Source organism: Mucisphaera sp. (assembly GCF_965279675.1).
Taxonomy (GTDB): Bacteria; Planctomycetota; Phycisphaerae; order Phycisphaerales; family Phycisphaeraceae; genus Mucisphaera.
In genome coordinates this window covers 416,678-436,379 of record NZ_CBDIIJ010000002.1, presented here as the reverse complement: position 1 = coordinate 436,379, position 19,702 = coordinate 416,678, and the positions used below count along the sequence as shown (strand labels likewise).

Here is a 19,702-nt window from a genome sequence, read left to right as displayed (position 1 = left end):
AGGGTCAATGCAATACCGATGAGGCGACGTACAGACAGTCTGCATTGCCTGATAGCCACGTCCTACCTCATCCCCGAATCCAAGAAGAACTCCATCAACTCATGTCCGTGCGCGATCTTCAGGTCCGCACCGTTCGCCGCTTCTTCCGTAAACGGCCGCTCCACGATTCCGTTCATCTTGTGCCCGGCGATCAGAAACGGCACAGGCGTCGGGTCGTGCTTCCGCGTCTCCACGCTCGTGTAGTGATCCGGCATGATCAGCATCCGCCAGTTCTCACCACGGGCTTCCAGCGATTCGTGAATCGGCCCCACCACATGCTTGTCGATCGCCTCGATCGCCGCCACCTTCGTCGCCGCATCCCCGGCGTGCGACGCCTCATCCGGCGCCTCGATATGCACACAGACCACGTCGTAGTCATTGAGTGCTGCGATCCCGTGCCTGCCCGCCGCCTCGTAGTCGTTGTCGTGGTAGCTCGTCTGCCCCGGCACATCCAGCCTGTCCCAGCCGATCAACTCTGATATCCCAGCCAGCAAATCAACCGCCGTGATCATCGCCCCACGTCGGCCATACACCTCAGAGAAGGGGGGTAGCTGCGGTTTCAAGCCCTGCCCCCACGGCCACACATGTGTTGCCGCCGCCTCACCCATCTCCTGCCGGGTCAGATTCACATCGTGCTCAGCAAACACGATCTCGCTTGTCGCAATGAGGTCCTGCAGAAGCTCGGCATCCTTCGCGCCTTTGGGCAGATGCTTGCGGATCGGCTCGCCCGGCACATCATGAGGCGGGACCGTCACCAGCTTGCTCCAGTCCCGTGACCCCGACCGATCCACCATGATGTTCCGGTAGCTCACGCCCGGATGAAACGTCATGCCCTCGATCGCCGCCGCCGCTTCGATGGCCTCCAGCAACTGCCGTCCTTCATCCGAACGGATCGCCCCCGCCGAGTGATCCTGCATCAGCCCCTCAACCACCGTCACCAGATTCACCCGGAAGATCCAGTCGGTATCCGACAACGCGATGCCCAGCGCCGCCGCCTCCAGCGGGGCCCGGCCCGTGTGATACTTCGCCGGGTCATACCCAAGCAAACACATCGAACACGTGTCCGACCCGCAGGGCATCCCGCTAGGCGTCGTCACCGCCGTCCCCAGACGGCCGCTCGCCGCCAGCCTGTCCATATTCGGGATCGCCGCTGCCTCAAAAGGCGTCTTGCCGTCCAGGTCCTCCAGCGGCATATCCGCCGCCCCATCAGGAATGATGATCACGTATCGCATGCCGCGATCTTAGAGATTTACGACGACCCCCGCCCTCATGGAATCCTCAAAGCGACGACAGCACGCCCTCGGCCTGGATCTTCTCAACCAGCAGCCGCACCTCGAGCATCACCGCCTTCAGCCGCTCCGCGGCATCGTTGAGGTTGTCATACAGAGCCGGGTCATTGAGCATCTTCCCGACCGTTCCGCCACCCTCATTCACCCGGCTGAGCAACTCGGATGCCGTCGCGATCGTGCCCGACAGATCATCCGCCACGGCCACCAACCGGCGTTCGAGGCTCTCGATCGTCCCGCTGACCGTCTCCTCCAGACTCTGAATCGTTGTCTCCGCCCGCTCCGTCAGCGTTCGAGCATTGCTCGCCGTCTGCTTCAGGTCTTCTCGGAAGACCTCGTCATCTACCAACTCCCGGAACGCAGCCAGTGTCTGCTCGGCCTCCATCAGACTCGATTCTGTCCGTTGCAGCACCGTCGCCAGATTGCTGGTCGACAGCCCCGCCTCCACATCCGCCGCATCGCGCGGTTCCACCAGCAGATTCAGATTCTCACCCAAGTCCGCCCACTCATTCAGCACCCTTGTCAGGTCATCACTGATGGCGTCGAAACGAGCCATCGGCTCGTCCAGCAACCCCGCAAGGGCATCCGTCGGACTGGCGATCCGTGCGTCAATGATCTCCGAGCCATCAAACGGCAGAAACACCGTCGGTTCGTCCGGCGTCGGTTCATACGTGAAATTGATCACCGACCCGCCACCCAGCAGCGACGTCGCCTTCACCTCCGCCTCCACGCCACGCGGCAGCTTCTCCGAGATCAGAATGATCGCCTCGACACCCGAGCCGAACGCATCCCGGAAATGCACGTCCGTCACTTTCCCGACATCCAGCCCGGAGATGGTCACACGGCTGTCTTCATACAGCCCGGCCGCTTCATCCACGTAAACCCGGTACTGGTACCCCGACTCGAAAAACCCCGGCACGTACCCGAACAGCATGAGCAGGGCCACGAGGCCAATGAGCCCCGCGCCCGCCGTCAGGCCCACAGCCAGGTCACGTTGATTCGTTGCTTCAGACATATCCAACCTCTCGACCGTTCAACCCGTAACACATCTTCTCAGATCCCCGATGCCACATCACGTGACACAGATCGCTCCCGCTCATCTTCCTCGGTGTCATCCAGACCTTCCTGGATCAGCGCCAGATCGACGGCATCCGCCTGGCCGTGCACAAACCGTTTCACCAACTCATTATCCGACTTCCAGAACGACTCAGGCGGCCCATCGTGAATAATGCTCCCGTCATAGATCAGCAGCATCCGATCCGCGATCTTGCAGGCACTGTTCATATCATGTGTGACCACCACCGACGTGATCCCCAGCCGCGTCGACAGCCCGACAATCAACTCATTGATCAGGTCAGACCGAATCGGGTCCAGACCCGTCGTCGGCTCGTCGTAAAGCACCATCTCCGGCTCCAACACGATCGACCGCGCCAGCGACACCCGCTTTTTCTGACCACCCGACAACTCGGAGGGCATCTGCGATTGCAAGCCCGACAGGCCCACCATCCGCAGCACACGGTCCACCCGCTCGTCTCGCTCGGCTTTATCCAGATCCGTGTGCTCAACCAGCGGAAACGCAACGTTGTCTCCCACATTCAGCGAGTCGAACAACGCGGCCATCTGAAACAGAAATCCGATCTTCTTACGAACCTCCACCAACTCCGCCGCATCGAGTTGATCCACACGCTCCCCGCGGTAATACACCTCGCCCTCATCCGGCGTCAGCAACCCCACAATGTGTTTGATCAGCACGCTCTTGCCCGTCCCCGACGGACCGATGATCACCGTCGACTGGCCCTCAAGAATGTCCAGCGACAGATTTCGCAGCACATGCTGAGACCCGAAACGCTTCGAGACATTCACCAGACGTACCAGAGGCTCTCCACCCGGCCGGCGAATCCGATGCCCACCCTCCGTCCGTGTGACACCAACCACCTCCGTCGGCGGTCCCATCCAGGGCGCACTCGACGCCTCCTTCAGACCGGCCGACACGGGTTCGGACCTTGATTCGCTCATGCCCTGTCGCTCCGGACGCCCCGAATCATTCCGCTCGGCAGAAATCACGGATCGCGTCGATCACCTGCTGCTGCTCGTCGTGCGTCAGCTCGGGGAACACAGGCAGGCTCAGAACTTCCTGGGCCGCTTCCTCGGCCGCAGGCAAACTCCCCTCACCCTGACCCAGATCAGCGTAGCACGGCTGCAGGTGAAGCGGACGGCTGTAGTAAATCCGATTCCCGATCCCGCAAGCCGTCAGATGATGCCGAAGCGGTTCCCGCGCGCCACCATGCACCCGGATGGTGTACTGGTTGTAGACGTGGTACCGCGTCTCCGCCTCAAAAGGCGTCCCAATCGGCAGCGACTCCAACTGCTGCCCATACCGATCCGCATGCGCCCGCCGACGCCGGGCATAGCCGTCGAGTAGGGGCAACTTAAACGCCAGAATCGCCGCTTTGAGTGAATCCAGCCGGAAGTTCCCGCCCACTTCCGAAAAATGATCCACATCATCCATGCCGTGCACACGCAGCCGGCGCAGACGGCAGGCCAGTTCGCCGTCATTGGTCACCAGCGCACCCGCATCACCCATCGCCGCGAGGTTCTTGGTCGGGTAGAAGCTGTAACAGCCGATATCCCCGATCGACCCGACCATCCGATCATCAAACTTCGCACCCAACGCCTGCGCCGCATCCTCGATCACTTTCAGATCGTGACGCTTCGCGATCTCCATGATCTTGTCCATCTGCGCCGAAAGCCCAAACAGGTGCACCGGCATGATCGCCTTGGTCTTCTCGGTGATCGCCCCCTCGATCAACTCCCACCGCAGGTTGTAAGTCCGCGGATTGATGTCCACGAACACCGGTTTCGCCCCCACCCGGCTGATCGCGCCCGCCGTCGAGAAGAACGTGAAAGGTGACGTAATCACCTCATCGCCCGGCCCAATATCCAGAGCCATCAGCGCCATCAACAACGCATCAGTGCCCGAAGTCACACCAATGGCGAACTTGGTCCCCGCGTAGGCCGCCAACTGCTCCTCGAACCGGTCCACCTCCTCGCCAAGGATGAAGGAACTGGTACGCACAATCCGATCGAAAATCTCACGAATCTCGTCGGCCAGGGGCTCGTGCTGACGGCCCAGATCGATCAACGGAACGGACAAAGCAAACTCCTTAAAGACCAGCGGCCATCAGCCGCCGGCACGAGAATAGCCACCCCCCGCCAGCCCGGCCAGCGACCCCGCCCCGAGCCTCCTACGAGGCACTCTCACGCTTCACCTTCTCCCCGCCCATCAGTTGCAGGGCCTCACGCAGCATCTCCGGTACCGCCGCCGCCACCGGACAGCCTGAACACGCCTCAATCAATTCCTCGTCCTTGATCGTCGGCAGCGCCTCGGCCGGCCGATACCCCGGGAACCAGGCCCCACCGCTGCCAAACAGGTTGAAACGCATCTTGCCGTACTCGATCAGGTCCCAACCCACCGCCAGATTCCGCAGCCACAAAAGAATCGGCAGATTCAGCCCGCTAGGCGACGTCCGGTCGTCGGGCACCAGCTTCGTCCAGGCATCCGGCCGCCGCACGCCCACCGTCTCCGCCATCGCATCTTCCAGACGCTTCACAATCGGCGGCAGCAACTCATCCGCCCGATCCAACAGAGCCAGCGTCTCCATGTGCTTGTCGTAATCGCTCGGCCGAGCCGCACCCAGGCTCAGCGTGTGCACCTCCGAGTGCGACAGGCAGAAAAGATCATTGAACACCATCGGGTCCAACGGCTCACACAGCTCACGCAGCTTGTCAGGCGGGTCATACAGCTTCCCGCCCTTATCCGAGGGACTGATGATGAACACCCCCATGTCCCTCGCTCTTGCTGCTTCAACAGCCGCCCAGTTGTGCTGGAAGATGTAATACCAGTGCAGGTTCACGTAATCGAAGCCGCCGTAGCAATCCGTATCGATCGCTCGGCATATCACATCGGTATACCCGTGCGTCGAGAAACCGACCCACTTCACCTTCCCCTCGCTCTGCAGCTTCCTCGCCGCCTGCAGGCACCCACCCGCCTTCAGCGACTTCACGATGTCCTTGCTGTCATTGATGCCATGTAGTGACAGCAGATCCACATAATCCACCCCCAACCGCTCCAGCGACTCTTCAAAGTGCACCAGAAACTCATCCCCCTCTTCCGTCGGCCCGATCTTTGTCTGCAGGATCAGCTTCTCACGATCCAACTCAGGCAGCACCACACCCAACTGACGTTCGCTCGGACCGTAACCCCTCGCCGTCTCGATGTGCGTGATCCCAAGCTCCCATCCGCGCCGAATCGTGTTGTTCAGGTTCTCCTGAATCTCAGCTGGAATCTCGTCCAGCGGCTTGTCTTTCCAACCATCCTGATACCGCATCCCGCCTGTCGAGAACACCGGCATCGGCAATCCAGTCTGCCCAAACCGCCTGTAAACCATCTCAGTGCTTGTCCTTGTCGAAGTCGTCATCGCCGCTCCTGCTTGATTGCCCGTTGAATCTCAGACCAACCCATCATTCCCCACCATCCGGCACCAGGACCAGCTTGCCCAGATGCTCCCCGCGTTCCATATACGTATGAGCCTCACGCACCTCACTCAGCCCAAAAACCCGTGCGATGTGCTGCAGGTAGACCCCCGATGCAAAACCCGAAAGCACCGCCTCACACCCCTCCCGCCAGGCCGATTCACCCGCCGCGACCAACTCCGTCAGCCCCCAACCACGGATCGCCGCACGCTTGCGAATCAGAGGCGTCACATCCACCGCCCCCGTTGTCCCCAGCAGCCCGTAGACCCAAATACAGCCGTCATTCGCCAGGGATCGGATCTCAGTATTCAGATAATCACCCGACGCCACCGGATCAAAAAATACGTCGACACCCCGCCCGTTCGTGAGACCTTTGAGATCGCGATGCCAGGGCCGCATCTCACCCTTCTCATCGTTCGTCACGATCACATGCTCGTACACCGCCGTTTCCAGCGACCGGACCTGCTCCGCCTTGCCCTCACTCCGCGTGAAGCCGATCGGCACCGCCCCCGACTGTCTCACCACCTGTGCCGCCGCCAGCGCCACCGAACTCGACGCCGCAGGCAACCCCACCACCTGCCCCGCTTGCAGCCCCTGTTTCCAGATCAGGCACCCCCACGCCGTCAGGTAAGGCAGCCAGACGGCTCCCAGTTGCTCGTCACTCAAAACATCCGGCGCCTTGAGAGCCTGAGCCGCATCCACCACATAATGGCTCCGGTACGTCCCGCCATAGCCACCATCCCCGATCCGCGGCGCACCCGGTCCGATGACCACCCGCTCGCCTACACGATCCTCCGAAACCCCCACGCCCACCGCATCGATCACACCACCCGCTTCCAGCCCCGGCGTAAAAGGTGGGTCACCCGTCGAAAGCCGGTACTCCCCACGACGCCCCATCAGCTCCGCATGATTCATCCCGATCGACGTCACCCGCACCAACACCTCACCCGCCCCCGGCGCAGGCGTTGGCCGCTCCTCTACCTCAAGGTTCTCAACCCCGCCAAACGACTTCACCATCACGATCTGCACAGCGAACTCCTGTCTTCACCCCCGCCCGCCCGATGAACCATCCTAAGCACCTGCGCGTTCGATGCTCGCCACAACCCCAAGTAAACTTGCAGACATGAAAATGACCGATCGGAGCACCGGCCGATGAACATCGTCATATGCGGCGGAGGCGAGGTCGGCAGATATGCCGCCGAAGTCCTTACCGCCCGTAAACACTCGGTTACGCTGATCGATCAGTCCGCCGACGTCCTCGACGAGCTCGAAGACGCTCTCGACACCCGCATGCTCATCGGCAGCGGCACCCGCGCCGACACCCTCGCCGAAGCCGGCGTCGCCACCGCCGACCTTTTTATCGCCGCCACCAACATCGATGAGATCAACCTCCTCTCCAGCTCCATCGCCAAGGCCGTAGGCGTCAAACGCTGCATCGCCCGCGTCCATCACTCGCCCTACTTCGAGAAAAAAGGCCTCGACTACGCCAGACACCTCGGCATCAACCATCTCGTCTGCCCCGAGCACGCCACCGCCCAGGCTATCGCCGCTGTCCTCCGCTCACCTGGAGCCGTCGCCGTCGAACGCTTCGCCCGTGGCGAAATCGAGATGCAGTCCATCGTCGTCGATAAAGACGCCAAAGCCGCCAATACCACCCTCCGCGACCTCAAAATCACCACCCCCGCTCGTATCGTCAGCATCGAACGCAAAGGCGACACCTTCCTACCCACCGGCACCAGCACCATTCTCCCCTCCGACATCATCACGCTCATCGGCGAGTCCGAAGGCCTCACGCAGACACGCAAACTCTTCGACACCTCCGCCGGCTCACGCCGATCCATCATCATCATGGGCGGGTCCACCCAGGCCGTCTGGATCTGTCGCGAACTCCGCAACCGACGCTTCTCCGTCCGCCTCTTCGAGCCCGACCGCCAGCGCGCCGAAGAACTCGCCGAAAAGCTCGACTGGGTCACCGTCCTCAACGACGACCCCATCCGCTCCGACGCCCTGAAGGAAGAACGCGTCGATCTCGCCGATGCCTTCGTCGCCGTCACCGATGACGACGAGAACAACATCCTCGCCGCAGCCCAGGCCAAATCACTAGGCGTCAAATCCGCCATCGCCGTTCAGCAGCGTCCGATCTATCTCCACCTACTGCGCCACGTCGGCATCGACCGCGCCTTCTCACCCCGCGGCAACGCCGTCGAGGAAATCCTACGCCTCATCGACACCAGCCCCATGAGACCGCTCGCCCAGATCGCAGGAGACGTCGCCTCGGTCTTCGAAATCCACGTCTCCACACGCTCGCGCAAGGTGCTCGACAGACCCCTGAGCCAACTCAAACTCCCATCAGGCAGCATCGTCGCCGCGATCCAGCGCGATGATCGTGTCTTCGTTCCCGGCGCCTCCGACGAGCTCAAAGCCGGCGATACCGCCGTCGTCATCACACCAACGCCCAAAGAAAAAGAACTCAGAGGCATTTTCCTCGGCTAATCAGACCAGCCGGCAGCCCATGGAAACGCTAGCCGATCCAGAGCACACCGCATGAACCTCCTCGCTGTCGTCCGGCAACTCGGCCTCGTCCTGATGATCCTCACCGCGAGCATGATCTTCCCGCTGCTCATGGAGATCTATCCGCTGATCACAGGCGGCACCGGCAATCGCGCCGCACTCCTCGCCATCGCCACCACCATGGCCATCGGCGGGCTGATCTCCGCCACCGCCTACGCCCTTGGCCGCGGCCTCTCCATCGAGAACTTCGGCCGCCGAGACGCCATGCTCCTCACCGCACTCAGCTGGCTGCTCGGGGCTATCCTCGCCGGCATCCCCTTCTACGCATGGGTCCAGTTCGGCGGGATCGATACCGATCACGTCTTCAGCTCACCCGCCGCCGCCTACTTCGAGGCCATGTCCGGCCTTACCACCACCGGCGCTACCGTCCTGAGCGAGATCCAGGCCCTGCCTGCTTCCCTTCTGCTCTGGCGCGCGATCACCCACTGGCTGGGCGGTCTCGGCATCGTCGTTCTCTTCGTCGCCGTCCTGCCCAACCTCGGCTCAGGCGGCCGCAAACTCTTCTTCGCCGAAGCCCCAGGACCCCAACAGCAAGGCGTCCGCCCACGAATCCGGGAAACCGCCAGAACCCTCTGGATCCTCTACCTCGGCGTCACCGCCTTCGCCCTCTTCGCCTTCAAATCAACAGGCGTCATCTCCTGGTTCGACAGCCTCTGCCACGCCCTCTCAGTCATGTCCACCGGCGGCCTCTCCACCCGTGATGCCTCCATCGGCCATTACGACTCCGTCGCCCTCGACCTCTGGACCATCCTCTTCATGCTCCTGGCCGGCGTGAACTTCGCCATCTTCTACCTGCTCATCCAACGCCGATGGTCCATTCTCTGGACCGATGTCGAACTCCGCTTCTACCTCGCCCTCAAACTCATCGCGACCCTGGTCATAACCTTCGAACTCTACGGCGGCTCCATCGTCACCACCGCAGGACACATCGTCGACGCCACCCTCGGACAGTCCCTCCGCTACGGAGGCTTCCAGGCTGTTGCCCTTCAGACCGGCACCGGCTTCTGTACCGCCGACTTCGAACTCTGGCCCATCGCCTCCAAAACCCTCCTCTTCGCCATGTTTCTCATCGGCGGCTGCGCCGGCTCCACGGCAGGGGGGCTTAAGGTCATCCGCGTCTGGATCGTCATCAAGATCATCGGCGAAGCCATCGAACGAGCCTACCGACCCGCCGTCGTCCGCCCCCTCCGCATGGGCTCCACCGTCGTCGATGCCGACATGAAGCTCGGCGCTCTCATCTACTGCCTCCTGTTCATCACCTTCCTGGGGGTCGGTGCCAGCCTCCTGATGGTCCTGGAACCCGAGGGTAGCCCCTGCGACATGCTCACCGCCGCCTCCGCCGCCGTCTCGACCCTCGCCAACGTTGGCCCCGGTTTCCACGCTGTTGGCCCCACCGACAACTACGGCTGGTTCTCAGACCCATCCCTCCTCGTCCTCAGCGCCCTGATGGCCCTCGGCCGACTGGAACTCTTCGCCCTGCTCGTCCTTGTCTGGCCGAAATTCTGGTCCAGAGACTGACCCCATCCCCGAACGGCAGGCCAGACCTACGGCTTGACCCGGCCCTTCACAACGCGAACAATCTGACTTTTCCCCGACACCCACCGGAGCCCACGATGCCCATCGCCGAAAAGGACATCATCAACGTCGACCTGCCGCCACTGAGCGCTGCAGAGGGCTTCTACCTTCCGGAAGTCTTCAAAGGCCTCGGCACCACCCTGCGACACTTCTTCGGCTCCGTCGGCGGCGGCAAGTCCAACCGCGCCATGCAGTACCCCGAAGAACGCCGTGAAGACCTGCCCGTCGAAGAAGGGGGGCTCCACGTCCCAAACTTCCGGGGTGTCCACCGTCTCAACCGCGATGAACAGGGACGCGTCCGCTGTGTCGCCTGCTTCATGTGCGCCACCGCCTGCCCAGCCAACTGCATCCACATCGTCGGCGAAGAATCCCCCTGGGACGACCGCGAGAAATACCCCATCAAGTTCGAGATCGACGAGCTCCGCTGCATCTACTGCGGCATGTGCGAAGAAGCCTGCCCTGTCGACGCCATCGAACTCACCCAGACCTACGACATCGTCGGCCTCTCTCGCCAAGAAATGATCTTCGACAAGCAGAAACTCCTCTCCGTCTACGACGCCACGATCGATAAAAAGCCGATGTGAACCACCTGGATAGGTTATCCAGCCGCCTTAACAGGACCTGAGGCCTGTTTAGGTGGACGACTTGGACGTTTTTGACGCTATCATCTGGGCTGATTCGATGAACCAGCCCAACGCCCCCGAGCCTCGGTTTGCATCTGCGCTCACACGAGCCAGTGATCCTCAGCGCGCCGGGATCGAGCTGATCGATCAGATCGCCGCCGCCGAACTCCCCGAGGTCCACCTCCTCGTCATCTTCTTCACCCAGCACCACGTCGCCCAGATCGACACCATCCGGGACCGGATCCGAGACGCACTGGAACCTCAAAGCCTCTTGGGAATGTCCGTCTGTGGCGTGGTCTTCGGTGCCCAGGAAATCGAAGAAGAACCCGCCATCACGGTCCTCGCCGCCAACCTGCCCGGCTGCCGGCTGCAGCCCTTCAGCTTCCAGCAAATCGGCTGGGGCGACGACCAAGGCGATCCCGAAGTCCTCGCCGAAGAACTCAATCTCGAAATCGACGGCTCACAGCAGCTATCCCTGCTGATGGCCGACCCCTTCAGCACCCCCCTCATCAAGACACTGCCCGCACTCCAGAAACTCATCAGCCCCGCCGAAGTCGTTGGCGGACTCGCCAGCGGCGCACGCAGACCCCGAAAAAACCGCCTCCTCATAGACGATCAGGTCCTCAACGAGGGAGCCATCGGCTGCATCCTAAGCGGTCACGTCGCCGCCAAAACCACCGTCAGCCAGGGCTGCCGTCCCGTTGGCAAGCCCTACATCATCACCAAATCCAAACGCCACATCGTCCAGGAACTAGGCGGCCAGAACGCCCTCGACGCCATCAAGGGCATGGTCGGCGAACTCGAACCCGATGACCAGCAGCTCGTCGAAGGCAATGGGCTGCTCATCGGAAGGGTTGTCAACGAATACAAGAAGCGCTTCGGGCCCGGCGATTTCGTCATCCGTGGACTCGTAGGCGTCGATCAGGACGCCGGTTACGTCGCCGTCGGCGATCCCCAGGTCACGGTCGGCCAGACCGTCCAGTTCCACGTCCGCGACCAGAAAGCCGCCTCCGACGACTTCGATCTCCTCCTCGAAACGCAAAGACTCTACGGCCCGGCAGCAGGGGGGCTGATGTTCACCTGCACCGGGCGTGGCATCAATCTGTACGACCAGCCCGATGTCGATGCACAACTCGCCTACGCCGCCCTGGAGGAGCCCCCACTCGTCGGCTGCTTCGCAGCTGGAGAAATCGGCCCCGTTGGCGGCAGAGCCCTCGTCCACGGCCATACCGTGGTGCTAACCGCGTTCCGCGCGTTCGAGAGCCTCTAACCCAGCCATCGACGCAGCCCTGAGAAGGTCCGTCTGCGGGTTATCGATCCCGAAGAAATGCTTGGACGTAAACCGGGGACATGCGATACTGCTACCGACAGCCTGCGTCTCTGTCCGTTTCATCATGTCAGTTTCTTAAACCCCCTAAGCGAGGCCCACAAATGAATGTAGATGTCCATGCGCTCAACATCGACCGTAGCGAGACCCTCGTACAGCACGCCCGCGACCGCATCTCAGCAGCACTTGAACGCTTTAGCCGCCGGGTCAGCCGCGTCCGCGTCCGCCTGTCCGACAAGAACGGCCCCCGAGGCGGCAGCGATATGCACTGCCAGATGCAGGTCGACGTCATGGGCTGTGGACTCGTCATCGTCGAACAGACCGACACCGACGTCTACCAGGCCGTGGACCAGGCCGCCGAACGCATGAAACGAACCGTCCGCAGAGCCATCAACAAAAAACGCGACCACGCCACCCGCCAGAACGCCCGTTCAGGCACCTATCCAACCTTATAACCGACGTTTTTTTCATCGCTATAGCACCCACGAACCGCCCTCCAGCAGGGCGGTTCTTTATATGGGGTTCAGCAGGCACAAAAAAACCCACCTCAACAGGTGGGTTCCGTAGATCTGATGATCCAATGCCAGGTCACTGGCAAGCGAACAGTCGGATGCTCTTCGCAACAGGTCGCCCTGCTGCTATCTCTTCTGGCCAAAACCAGAACAGGCGAGGTAACGTTGACGGTCGTGGGCAGATCTCTCTGCCGCCGGCAAACCGGCTTGCCGGACTCGCTCCAACGAGTCCAACACCACGTTCTAAGTCAATCCCTTAGAAAGGAGGTGATCCAGCCGCAGGTTCCCCTACGGCTACCTTGTTACGACTTCGTCCCAGTCACCGAACTCACCGTAGGCACGGATGAATCTCCGCGACTTCGGGTGCTCCCGGCTTCCATGACGTGACGGGCGGTGTGTACAAGGCTCAGGAACTTATTCACCGCGTCATTGCTGATACGCGATTACTAGCGATTCCACCTTCATGTGGTCGAGTTGCAGACCACAATCCGAACTGGGGTATGCTTTCTGCGATTTGCTCCACCTTACGGTATCGCGTCGCTCTGTACATACCATTGTAGCACGTGTGCAGCCCTGGGCATAAAGGCCATGAGGACTTGACGTCATCCCCACCTTCCTCCGGTTTGACACCGGCGGTCCCGTTAGAGTCCCCGACTTTACTCGCTGGCAACTAACGGCAGGGGTTTCGCTCGTTAAGGGACTTAACCCGACACTTCACAGCACGAGCTGACGACAGCCATGCAGCACCTGTGTATGTTCCACGGAAACCGCGTCACTCACCTTTCGGCAAGCTAATCCATACATGTCAAGCCCAGGATAAGGTTCTTCGCGTTGCTTCGAATTAAGCCACATGCTCCACCGCTTGTGTGAGCCCCCGTCAATTCCTTTGAGTTTTAGCCTTGCGACCGTACTCCCCAGGCGGTGTACTTAACGCTTTAGCTGCGACCGAGATGGCGTCAAAACCTCCTCGATCTAGTACACATCGTTTAGGGCGTGGACTACCGGGGTATCTAATCCCGTTCGCTACCCACGCTTTCGTGCCTCAGCGTCAGCTCCGACCCAGTCGCCTGTCTTCACCTTTGGCGTTCCCCTAGATATCTACGCATTTCACCGCTCCACCTAGAGTTCCGACGACCTCTGTCGGGCTCAAGCTCTGCAGTCTACCGAGCAATTCCACGGTTGAGCCGTGGGCTTTCACAAGATACTTGCAGAGCCGCCTACGCACGCTTTAAGCCCAGTGATTCCGATTAACGCTCGAACCCTCTGTATTACCGCGGCTGCTGGCACAGAGTTAGCCGGTTCTTCCTCTGGGGCTGGTCAAATTTCCTAACCCCTGACAGCAGTTTACACCCCGAGGGGATTCATCCTGCACGCGGCATTGCTCCGTCACGCTTTCGCGCATTGCGGAATATTCGTTACTGCAGCCTCCCGTAGGAGTCCGGGCAGTGTCTCAGTCCCGATGCGGCGGGTCATGCTCTCACACCCGCTACCCGTCTTAGCCTTGGTGAGCTCTTACCTCACCAACAAGCTGATAGGACGTATCCCGAGCCCCAGGTGGCAAGCCTTTGCCCAACAAAACATACGATTCGTTGGGATTATGAGGTATTACCCCGGATTTCTCCGAGCTATCCCTCGCCTGGGGGTACGTTAGATACGCATTACTCGCCCTTTCGCCACTTTATGCACCCCGAAGGGCTTTAATCGTTCGACTTGCATGTTTTAGCCATGCCGCCAGCGTTCAATCTGAGCCAGGATCAAACTCTTCAATTGAGTTATCGTTGACCGACGAGCAAGCTCGCCGTAAGTCTTCGAACTTGATCCGGCACCCGATCACACTCCGCCGAAGCAAAGTGCATCGAGCCGGTCACACGAACCAGACCGAAGTCCAATCCGCGCCATGATCAGAGGCTAATCTGATTTCATGGATTTTTGGAATTGATGGCTCACGTCCTGCTTTTCAGATGGGCAAGCCCACCTGAATCACATGACAAGGATGCGAACCAACCGCACAACCTTGGAGGGTCAACGGCCATTTGGTTCCTCACTCGATACGAATGTCACACCCGTACCGGCAAGGCGCATCCTCGCGACGTATCCGACTGTTCACTTGCCAAAGACCTGGCCCAAAGGCCGTTACAAACTTCCGGGGAAGGCTGTAACCCGCTCCGCTGCCGACTGCTGCCTGCCGCGTGGCGAGCCGCATACTGTAGCCCGAGGAAATCGCCTGTCAAGCCAGCCAGCCGCGTGATCCGCCTAAAATCTGTCCCAATCCCTCAGAACACACTTTACTGTTTCTGAACATTCACCTTATGAGACCCTGACGCCCTCAGAACTGCGTATCCGTCACCAATTCACACGGTTTCCACAGCCCGCGACGCCGCATATCCGCCCGGCTACGCTTCCCACACATCCATCAACACTCCCCGGAGACTTCCATGACCAGCCGCCTGCTCGCCACCGCCTCCCTCCTCGTCGCCATCAGCTTCCTGCCCGGCTGTGGCGAATCCACAGACGCACCCGCTCCCGAGGCCCCCGCCGTCACCGACCGGGTCGACACCTACACCGTCCGTGGGCAGGTCGTCGCCCTCCCGACACCCGGCAACGCCAACATGCAGATCGCCCACGAGGCCATCCCCGACTTCAAGAACAAAGCAGGGGAGGCCGTCGGCATGGCCACCATGACCATGCCCTTCCCGGTCCCCGCCGATCTCCCGCTCGAAGGCGTCGAGCCAGGCGACCCCGTCGAAGTCGACTTCTCAGTCTCCTGGAACCCCGTGGCCTACGTCATCACCCGCATCACCGAACTCCCCGCCGATACTGAACTCAACCTCACCCCCGCCCACGATCACGCAGGGCACGACCACAGCGGTCACGACCACGACCACACAGGCCACGGCCATTCGAGCCATGACCACAGCGAACACGACCACGCCGGCCACGATCATGATCACGCCGATCACGCAGGTCACAACCACGACTGATCCCCTCCACATCAAACCTAAACCAAAAGACCGGACCCTCAGGGTCCGGTCTTTTCAATAGATCCGAAGTGTTCCGAAGTCCAACTACTGCGAAGCCGCCCACGACTCCAGCCTCGGCAGCACCTCTTCCGTCAGCAGCACCCGCACGCACGCCGCCACCGGGATCGCAATCAGCATCCCCACCACCCCGCCTAACGAAGCCCCCACCAGCACCACCAGCATGATCGTCAGCGGCCCCAGATTCGTCGCCGAACCCTGCACCCACGGCTCCACCAGCCAGCTGTCAATAAACACAGCCAGCAGGTACACCAGCGTCGGCCAGACCAACGCCCCGATCCACCAGCCCTCCGCGCTCCCGCCATCCGCCATCGCCAGCAGCAACGCGATCGGCCACACCACCGCCCCCAGAAACGGCACCAGATTCAGAATCCCACCCGCAACGCCCAGCAGCAACCAGTAAGGCACGCCCGACAACGCCCAGCCGAGCGACAACACCGAGCCATAGATCAGCGACTGCAAGAGCCGCCCGCGGATCACCGCCGCCACCGCCTTGTCCATCTTGTGCATCAAGCCCAGAAAACGATCACGCGACGACGCGGGCACCAGCGGCGGAACCACCGCCAGAACCTGATCAAAACGCCACAAAAACACAAAAAGGCTGAACAAACACACACCCGCCGCCACAATCAGATAACTCAGCAGACCGATCGTCGTCCCGATCACTTCAAACCCCACGCCCGCTGTCTGCAACAAGCCCCAGATAACCGCCCCAACATCGATTACCCCATCCTCGCCCCCCTCACTCACACCCGTCTTCAGCGAGTCGATCGCCTCCCGCACCCCGGTCACCACCCGCTGCTCCAGCGAGGCCGCATCTGTATTCAGACGCTCGGCCACCCAGCCCACCACACGCTCCGCATAGCTTGGCAACGCGCCCAGCAGATCGGCCGCCTGCTTCAGCACCACCGGCGTCGCATACAACACCGCCGAGATGCTCAGGACCGCCACCACCCCCAGGAGCCCCAGCACGATTAGCATCCGCGACACGCTCGTCCGCCGATCCACCCAAGAAACCGCCGGATTCAGAACATAAGCCAGCGCCAGTGCCAGCACCACCGGCACCAACACCGGCTGCAAGGCCGCAAACAACCAACCCACAGGCCCCGAAAGCAGCGCAATCAACGCAGCCAGCGCCAGCAACGCCACCAGCAATCCAACCCACGGATCACGCCAGATGTCACGACCATCGGAGTCTCGACTCATCCCCAAACGATAACGACAACCCGCCCGGCTAGCGATGCTCAGTCCCGAGTCGCCGACCCCGAGAGCTCAAGCGTCGGAGCGAACGCCTCATTGAAGCGATACACCTCGACAAAGTCCTCGATCGAATCCTCATCGGTCTTGTGCATGTTCCCGGATTCAACCATCTCAAAAACAATCCGCCCGAAATCCTCAGTGCCCGTCACCCCCCACTGACGCAGCACCGTCTTCGCCATCAAGCCGTATTCACGGATTGCAAAATCCCGCAACCCCAGACAAAGCTGCCGACCCGTGACATGACGTGTCGACTCCGTGGGGTCGATGAGTGTCTCGTCCTGCTCAGCGTCACCGTGGTGACGACGCACGGTGTAGTCCAAACCTCGCTGCACAAACACAAACGCTTCGAGGCTGTACCTCGACGTTCGCGCCAGCGAAGCTAGATCGGTTGTTGGCATACACACACCTGTTTCAGCTAAGAGCAAAGGGCCTCAAACGCCGAGGGCCCAACGGCCGCCCACCGCAGATCACACAGTATAGCCTCACTCTCCCTTTAGCCACGAAACATTCAGGAAATCCCGCACACCGCAACCCAAAGCAACATCCCAAACCTCCTCACCTATCATCCGCCCATGACCGCCGCCAAAACCACCTGCACGATAACCACCCTGGAACCGATCGATCCCAGGCTACGTGAACGCCGCGAAAGAACTTTCCTGCTCCTCGCAGGTCTCTTCCTCGGCACGCTCACCATGCTCAACCTTCTCGGGATTACCCGGTTTATCGTCCTCGCCTCCTACACCCCCGAAGCCGGCTTCGCATGGGGCACCCTAGGTACCTACACCTTCGCTGTCGCAGCCGGCGTCCTACCCTATCCCCTCACGTTCCTCTGCACCGATCTCATCAGCGAGTTCTACGGCCGCGCACGCGCCAACGCCGTGGTCCTCGTCGGCCTCATTCTGAACGTCTGGGTCCTGGTCATTCTCGGACTCGGCACTACCCTCCCCGGTTTTACGACCGTCGATCCCGCCACAGGCTACCCGCCGCCACCCGAATGGAACGCCGACACCCAGTCCTTCAGCGACCCTGGTGGCTGGACACTCTTCCACCTCACCGCCCTCACCTACGGTGCCGTCCTAGCCTCCATGATCGCCTACATGGCCGCCCAGTTCGTCGATGTCTATCTCTTCCACTTCTGGAAACGACTCACCAAAGGCCGACATCTCTGGCTCCGTAACAACGCCTCGACTATGGTTTCCCAGTTCGTCGATACCTTCGCCGTGATCACAATCACCCATTTTGTCGCACGCGCCTTACCCATCGATGACGCACAATCCATCTGGCCCCAACTCTGGCTATTCATCGCCACGGGCTATGTCTTCAAGTTCGTCATCGCCGCACTCGATACCCCCATCATCTACCTCGTCAGGCACCTCCTAAGCAGGTACCTCAAGCTCGACCCCACCGTTGAGCACCATGGCCAGGTCGATTAGCCCGATCACCTGATCGGCACATTCCGAGCGACCCGCACCACCCGAAAAGACACAAGGGGCTACCTTCTTGAGCACCATGACCCCGCCAGCCTCCAAAGCCAAGGCCCGTGAGCAAGCCCGAGACCGCCTCCAGGCCCTCGACCCACTCGCCAGGATCGACGCCTCCGCCGCCATCCGAAAACGCCTGCTTGACCTCCCCGAAATCGCCGAGGCCGACACCATCTTCGCCTACGTCTCTGTCCACGAGGAAGTCGCTACCCACAAACTCCTCGATCAGCTCCTCGAACGCGGCAAAACCGTCGCCGTCCCCGTCGTCGTCGGCGAAGAGATGGTGCCCCACCTCCTCAATGACCTCGAAGACCTCTACCCCGACCGCTACGACATACCCGCACCCCAGACCCGCATCCCCCTCGAAACCACCCCCGACCTCACCCTCGTCCCCGGACTCGCCTTCACCCCGCAAGGGCACCGACTAGGCCGAGGCGGCGGCTTCTACGACCGCTTCCTCCAGCAGCACCCCGACACCCTCCCCATCGGCCTCGCCTTCCAGACCCAGGTCACAGACACCCTCCCCGAGGAGACCCACGACCACCCGGTCAGAATCCTTATCACCGAGTCCAACCTCATCCGAGTCTGAACGCATCTACGATCTACAAAGCCCAGTCGCCCGAATAGCTCGCAGCCAGATTTGGAATGTAGTCCGGGTGCTCGTGAATCCGAGGCACCGACTTGTCTTCACCATCGCCATCTGGGTCCTCAAGCGGAACACGATTCTGACCGTTGTGCCACATGCAATCATCAAGCAGCGTGTCCCTGAAATTCATCCGAAAACCCGAGCCATCCACCCGCATCCAGTTGCCCTGACCGCCGTGCCAATACCCGAACGGCCCGACGTCCCCTTCAAAATCACGCTCACCGTTCTCGTTCGCGCGGTAGTCATGCATCCAGATACCCAAATCCGGAAACCGCATCTGTGTCTCTAAAAGCATGATCAGGTGCGACGGTCGCTCGATCTGCGAGATCGATTTGTCCGTCCCCGGACTCGATGACTTGGTGCCCCAGAACGCCGTGCCGTTGTAGCCGTAGTTCGCCGTCACATCATTGACGCAGGTCGTGACCGGAATGTCCGCATTCGGCACACCATCACTATTTCCGATCTCATTAAACGCCCCCAGCGGCGCGGGCATCGGACACTCCCAAGCGTCCTCCGTGCTCGCGTATCCCAAACGTACCATCCAGTGACGCCAGGTCACGTGCTCGCCCGAACCCGTCACCACCCGGTTGGCAGGCAGCTTGTCCCGGTAGTCCACCGCAAACACGTTCACCATCACCGCCAACTGACGCATATCACTCATGCAGGTGATCGCCTTGGCCGAGTCCCTCGCGCTACCCAGGGCCGGCAGCAGCATCCCCATCAGCACCGCAATGATCGAAATCACCACCAGCAACTCAATCAGCGTAAACCCCCACCGCACACGTATTTGCTCAGCCATGACGCAATCCTC

Annotated in this window: 17 protein-coding genes and 1 rRNA gene; 8 read left to right on the top strand and 10 right to left on the bottom strand. The window is 61.1% G+C overall.

Going from position 1 to position 19,702, the window contains the following annotated elements; translation table 11 throughout:
• Positions 1-62: 62 nt before the first annotated feature.
• The 6 genes from ACQZAB_RS01955 to ACQZAB_RS01930 form a co-directional block, all read right to left on the bottom strand.
• The gene (locus ACQZAB_RS01955) at positions 63-1,271 is read right to left on the bottom strand and encodes a cofactor-independent phosphoglycerate mutase (RefSeq protein ID WP_428386607.1); all 1,209 of its coding nucleotides are present in this window, start codon (positions 1,269-1,271) and stop codon (positions 63-65) included.
• Between the two features lie 46 nt (positions 1,272-1,317).
• Positions 1,318-2,340 carry an MlaD family protein gene (locus tag ACQZAB_RS01950; RefSeq protein WP_428386605.1) on the bottom strand — a complete coding sequence of 341 codons (1,023 nt, stop codon included), beginning with the start codon at positions 2,338-2,340 and terminating at the stop codon, positions 1,318-1,320.
• 38 nt (positions 2,341-2,378) lie between these two features.
• Positions 2,379-3,341, bottom strand: coding sequence for an ABC transporter ATP-binding protein (locus tag ACQZAB_RS01945; protein WP_428386603.1), 963 nt, complete (start codon positions 3,339-3,341; stop codon positions 2,379-2,381).
• Positions 3,342-3,366: 25 nt separating this feature from the next.
• A complete protein-coding gene (locus tag ACQZAB_RS01940; RefSeq protein WP_428386602.1) occupies positions 3,367-4,479 on the bottom strand; it encodes a DegT/DnrJ/EryC1/StrS family aminotransferase in 1,113 nt (370 codons plus the stop codon).
• A gap of 91 nt (positions 4,480-4,570) precedes the next feature.
• A complete protein-coding gene (locus ACQZAB_RS01935; protein WP_428390123.1) occupies positions 4,571-5,773 on the bottom strand; it encodes an aldo/keto reductase in 1,203 nt (400 codons plus the stop codon).
• A 73-nt stretch (positions 5,774-5,846) separates the two neighbouring features.
• A complete protein-coding gene (locus ACQZAB_RS01930) occupies positions 5,847-6,887 on the bottom strand; it encodes a zinc-binding dehydrogenase (RefSeq protein ID WP_428386600.1) in 1,041 nt (346 codons plus the stop codon).
• 123 nt (positions 6,888-7,010) lie between these two features.
• Between ACQZAB_RS01930 and trkA the strand changes: the two genes are divergently transcribed.
• The 5 genes from trkA to ACQZAB_RS01905 all read left to right on the top strand — a co-directional run bounded on the left by trkA (position 7,011) and on the right by ACQZAB_RS01905 (position 12,409).
• Complete coding sequence (trkA, locus tag ACQZAB_RS01925) at positions 7,011-8,351, top strand: Trk system potassium transporter TrkA (protein ID WP_428386598.1); 1,341 nt, start codon at positions 7,011-7,013, stop codon at positions 8,349-8,351.
• Positions 8,352-8,402: 51 nt separating this feature from the next.
• Positions 8,403-9,947: a TrkH family potassium uptake protein gene (locus ACQZAB_RS01920; protein WP_428386597.1), complete on the top strand. Its 1,545-nt coding sequence runs from the start codon at positions 8,403-8,405 to the stop codon at positions 9,945-9,947.
• 95 nt (positions 9,948-10,042) lie between these two features.
• Positions 10,043-10,588, top strand: a complete 546-nt coding sequence (locus tag ACQZAB_RS01915) for a NuoI/complex I 23 kDa subunit family protein (RefSeq protein ID WP_428386595.1) — start codon at positions 10,043-10,045, stop codon at positions 10,586-10,588.
• Positions 10,589-10,685: 97 nt separating this feature from the next.
• A complete protein-coding gene (locus ACQZAB_RS01910; RefSeq protein ID WP_428386593.1) occupies positions 10,686-11,897 on the top strand; it encodes an FIST signal transduction protein in 1,212 nt (403 codons plus the stop codon).
• A gap of 161 nt (positions 11,898-12,058) precedes the next feature.
• Positions 12,059-12,409, top strand: a complete 351-nt coding sequence (locus tag ACQZAB_RS01905; protein ID WP_428386591.1) for an HPF/RaiA family ribosome-associated protein — start codon at positions 12,059-12,061, stop codon at positions 12,407-12,409.
• 317 nt (positions 12,410-12,726) lie between these two features.
• Here the strand turns inward: ACQZAB_RS01905 and ACQZAB_RS01900 are convergent.
• Positions 12,727-14,236: ribosomal RNA gene (locus ACQZAB_RS01900) — 16S ribosomal RNA — on the bottom strand.
• 665 nt (positions 14,237-14,901) lie between these two features.
• On the opposite strand from ACQZAB_RS01900, the gene ACQZAB_RS01895 reads away from it, so the two are divergent.
• On the top strand, positions 14,902-15,447 hold the full coding sequence (locus tag ACQZAB_RS01895) for a copper-binding protein (protein ID WP_428386589.1): 546 nt from the start codon (positions 14,902-14,904) through the stop codon (positions 15,445-15,447).
• An 84-nt stretch (positions 15,448-15,531) separates the two neighbouring features.
• Here ACQZAB_RS01895 and ACQZAB_RS01890 read toward each other — a convergent pair whose 3' ends face one another.
• Entirely contained in the window at positions 15,532-16,710 is a 1,179-nt protein-coding gene (locus tag ACQZAB_RS01890; protein WP_428386587.1) for an AI-2E family transporter, read from the bottom strand.
• A 38-nt stretch (positions 16,711-16,748) separates the two neighbouring features.
• Entirely contained in the window at positions 16,749-17,162 is a 414-nt protein-coding gene (locus ACQZAB_RS01885; protein ID WP_428386585.1) for a Minf_1886 family protein, read from the bottom strand.
• A gap of 174 nt (positions 17,163-17,336) precedes the next feature.
• Here ACQZAB_RS01885 and ACQZAB_RS01880 point away from each other — a divergent pair, with 174 nt between their 5' ends.
• Complete coding sequence (locus tag ACQZAB_RS01880) at positions 17,337-18,197, top strand: queuosine precursor transporter (protein WP_428386583.1); 861 nt, start codon at positions 17,337-17,339, stop codon at positions 18,195-18,197.
• A 76-nt stretch (positions 18,198-18,273) separates the two neighbouring features.
• Positions 18,274-18,834, top strand: a complete 561-nt coding sequence (locus ACQZAB_RS01875; RefSeq protein WP_428390122.1) for a 5-formyltetrahydrofolate cyclo-ligase — start codon at positions 18,274-18,276, stop codon at positions 18,832-18,834.
• Positions 18,835-18,847: 13 nt separating this feature from the next.
• Here ACQZAB_RS01875 and ACQZAB_RS01870 read toward each other — a convergent pair whose 3' ends face one another.
• Positions 18,848-19,690 carry a type II secretion system protein gene (locus tag ACQZAB_RS01870; protein WP_428386581.1) on the bottom strand — a complete coding sequence of 281 codons (843 nt, stop codon included), beginning with the start codon at positions 19,688-19,690 and terminating at the stop codon, positions 18,848-18,850.
• Positions 19,691-19,702: the final 12 nt, after the last annotated feature.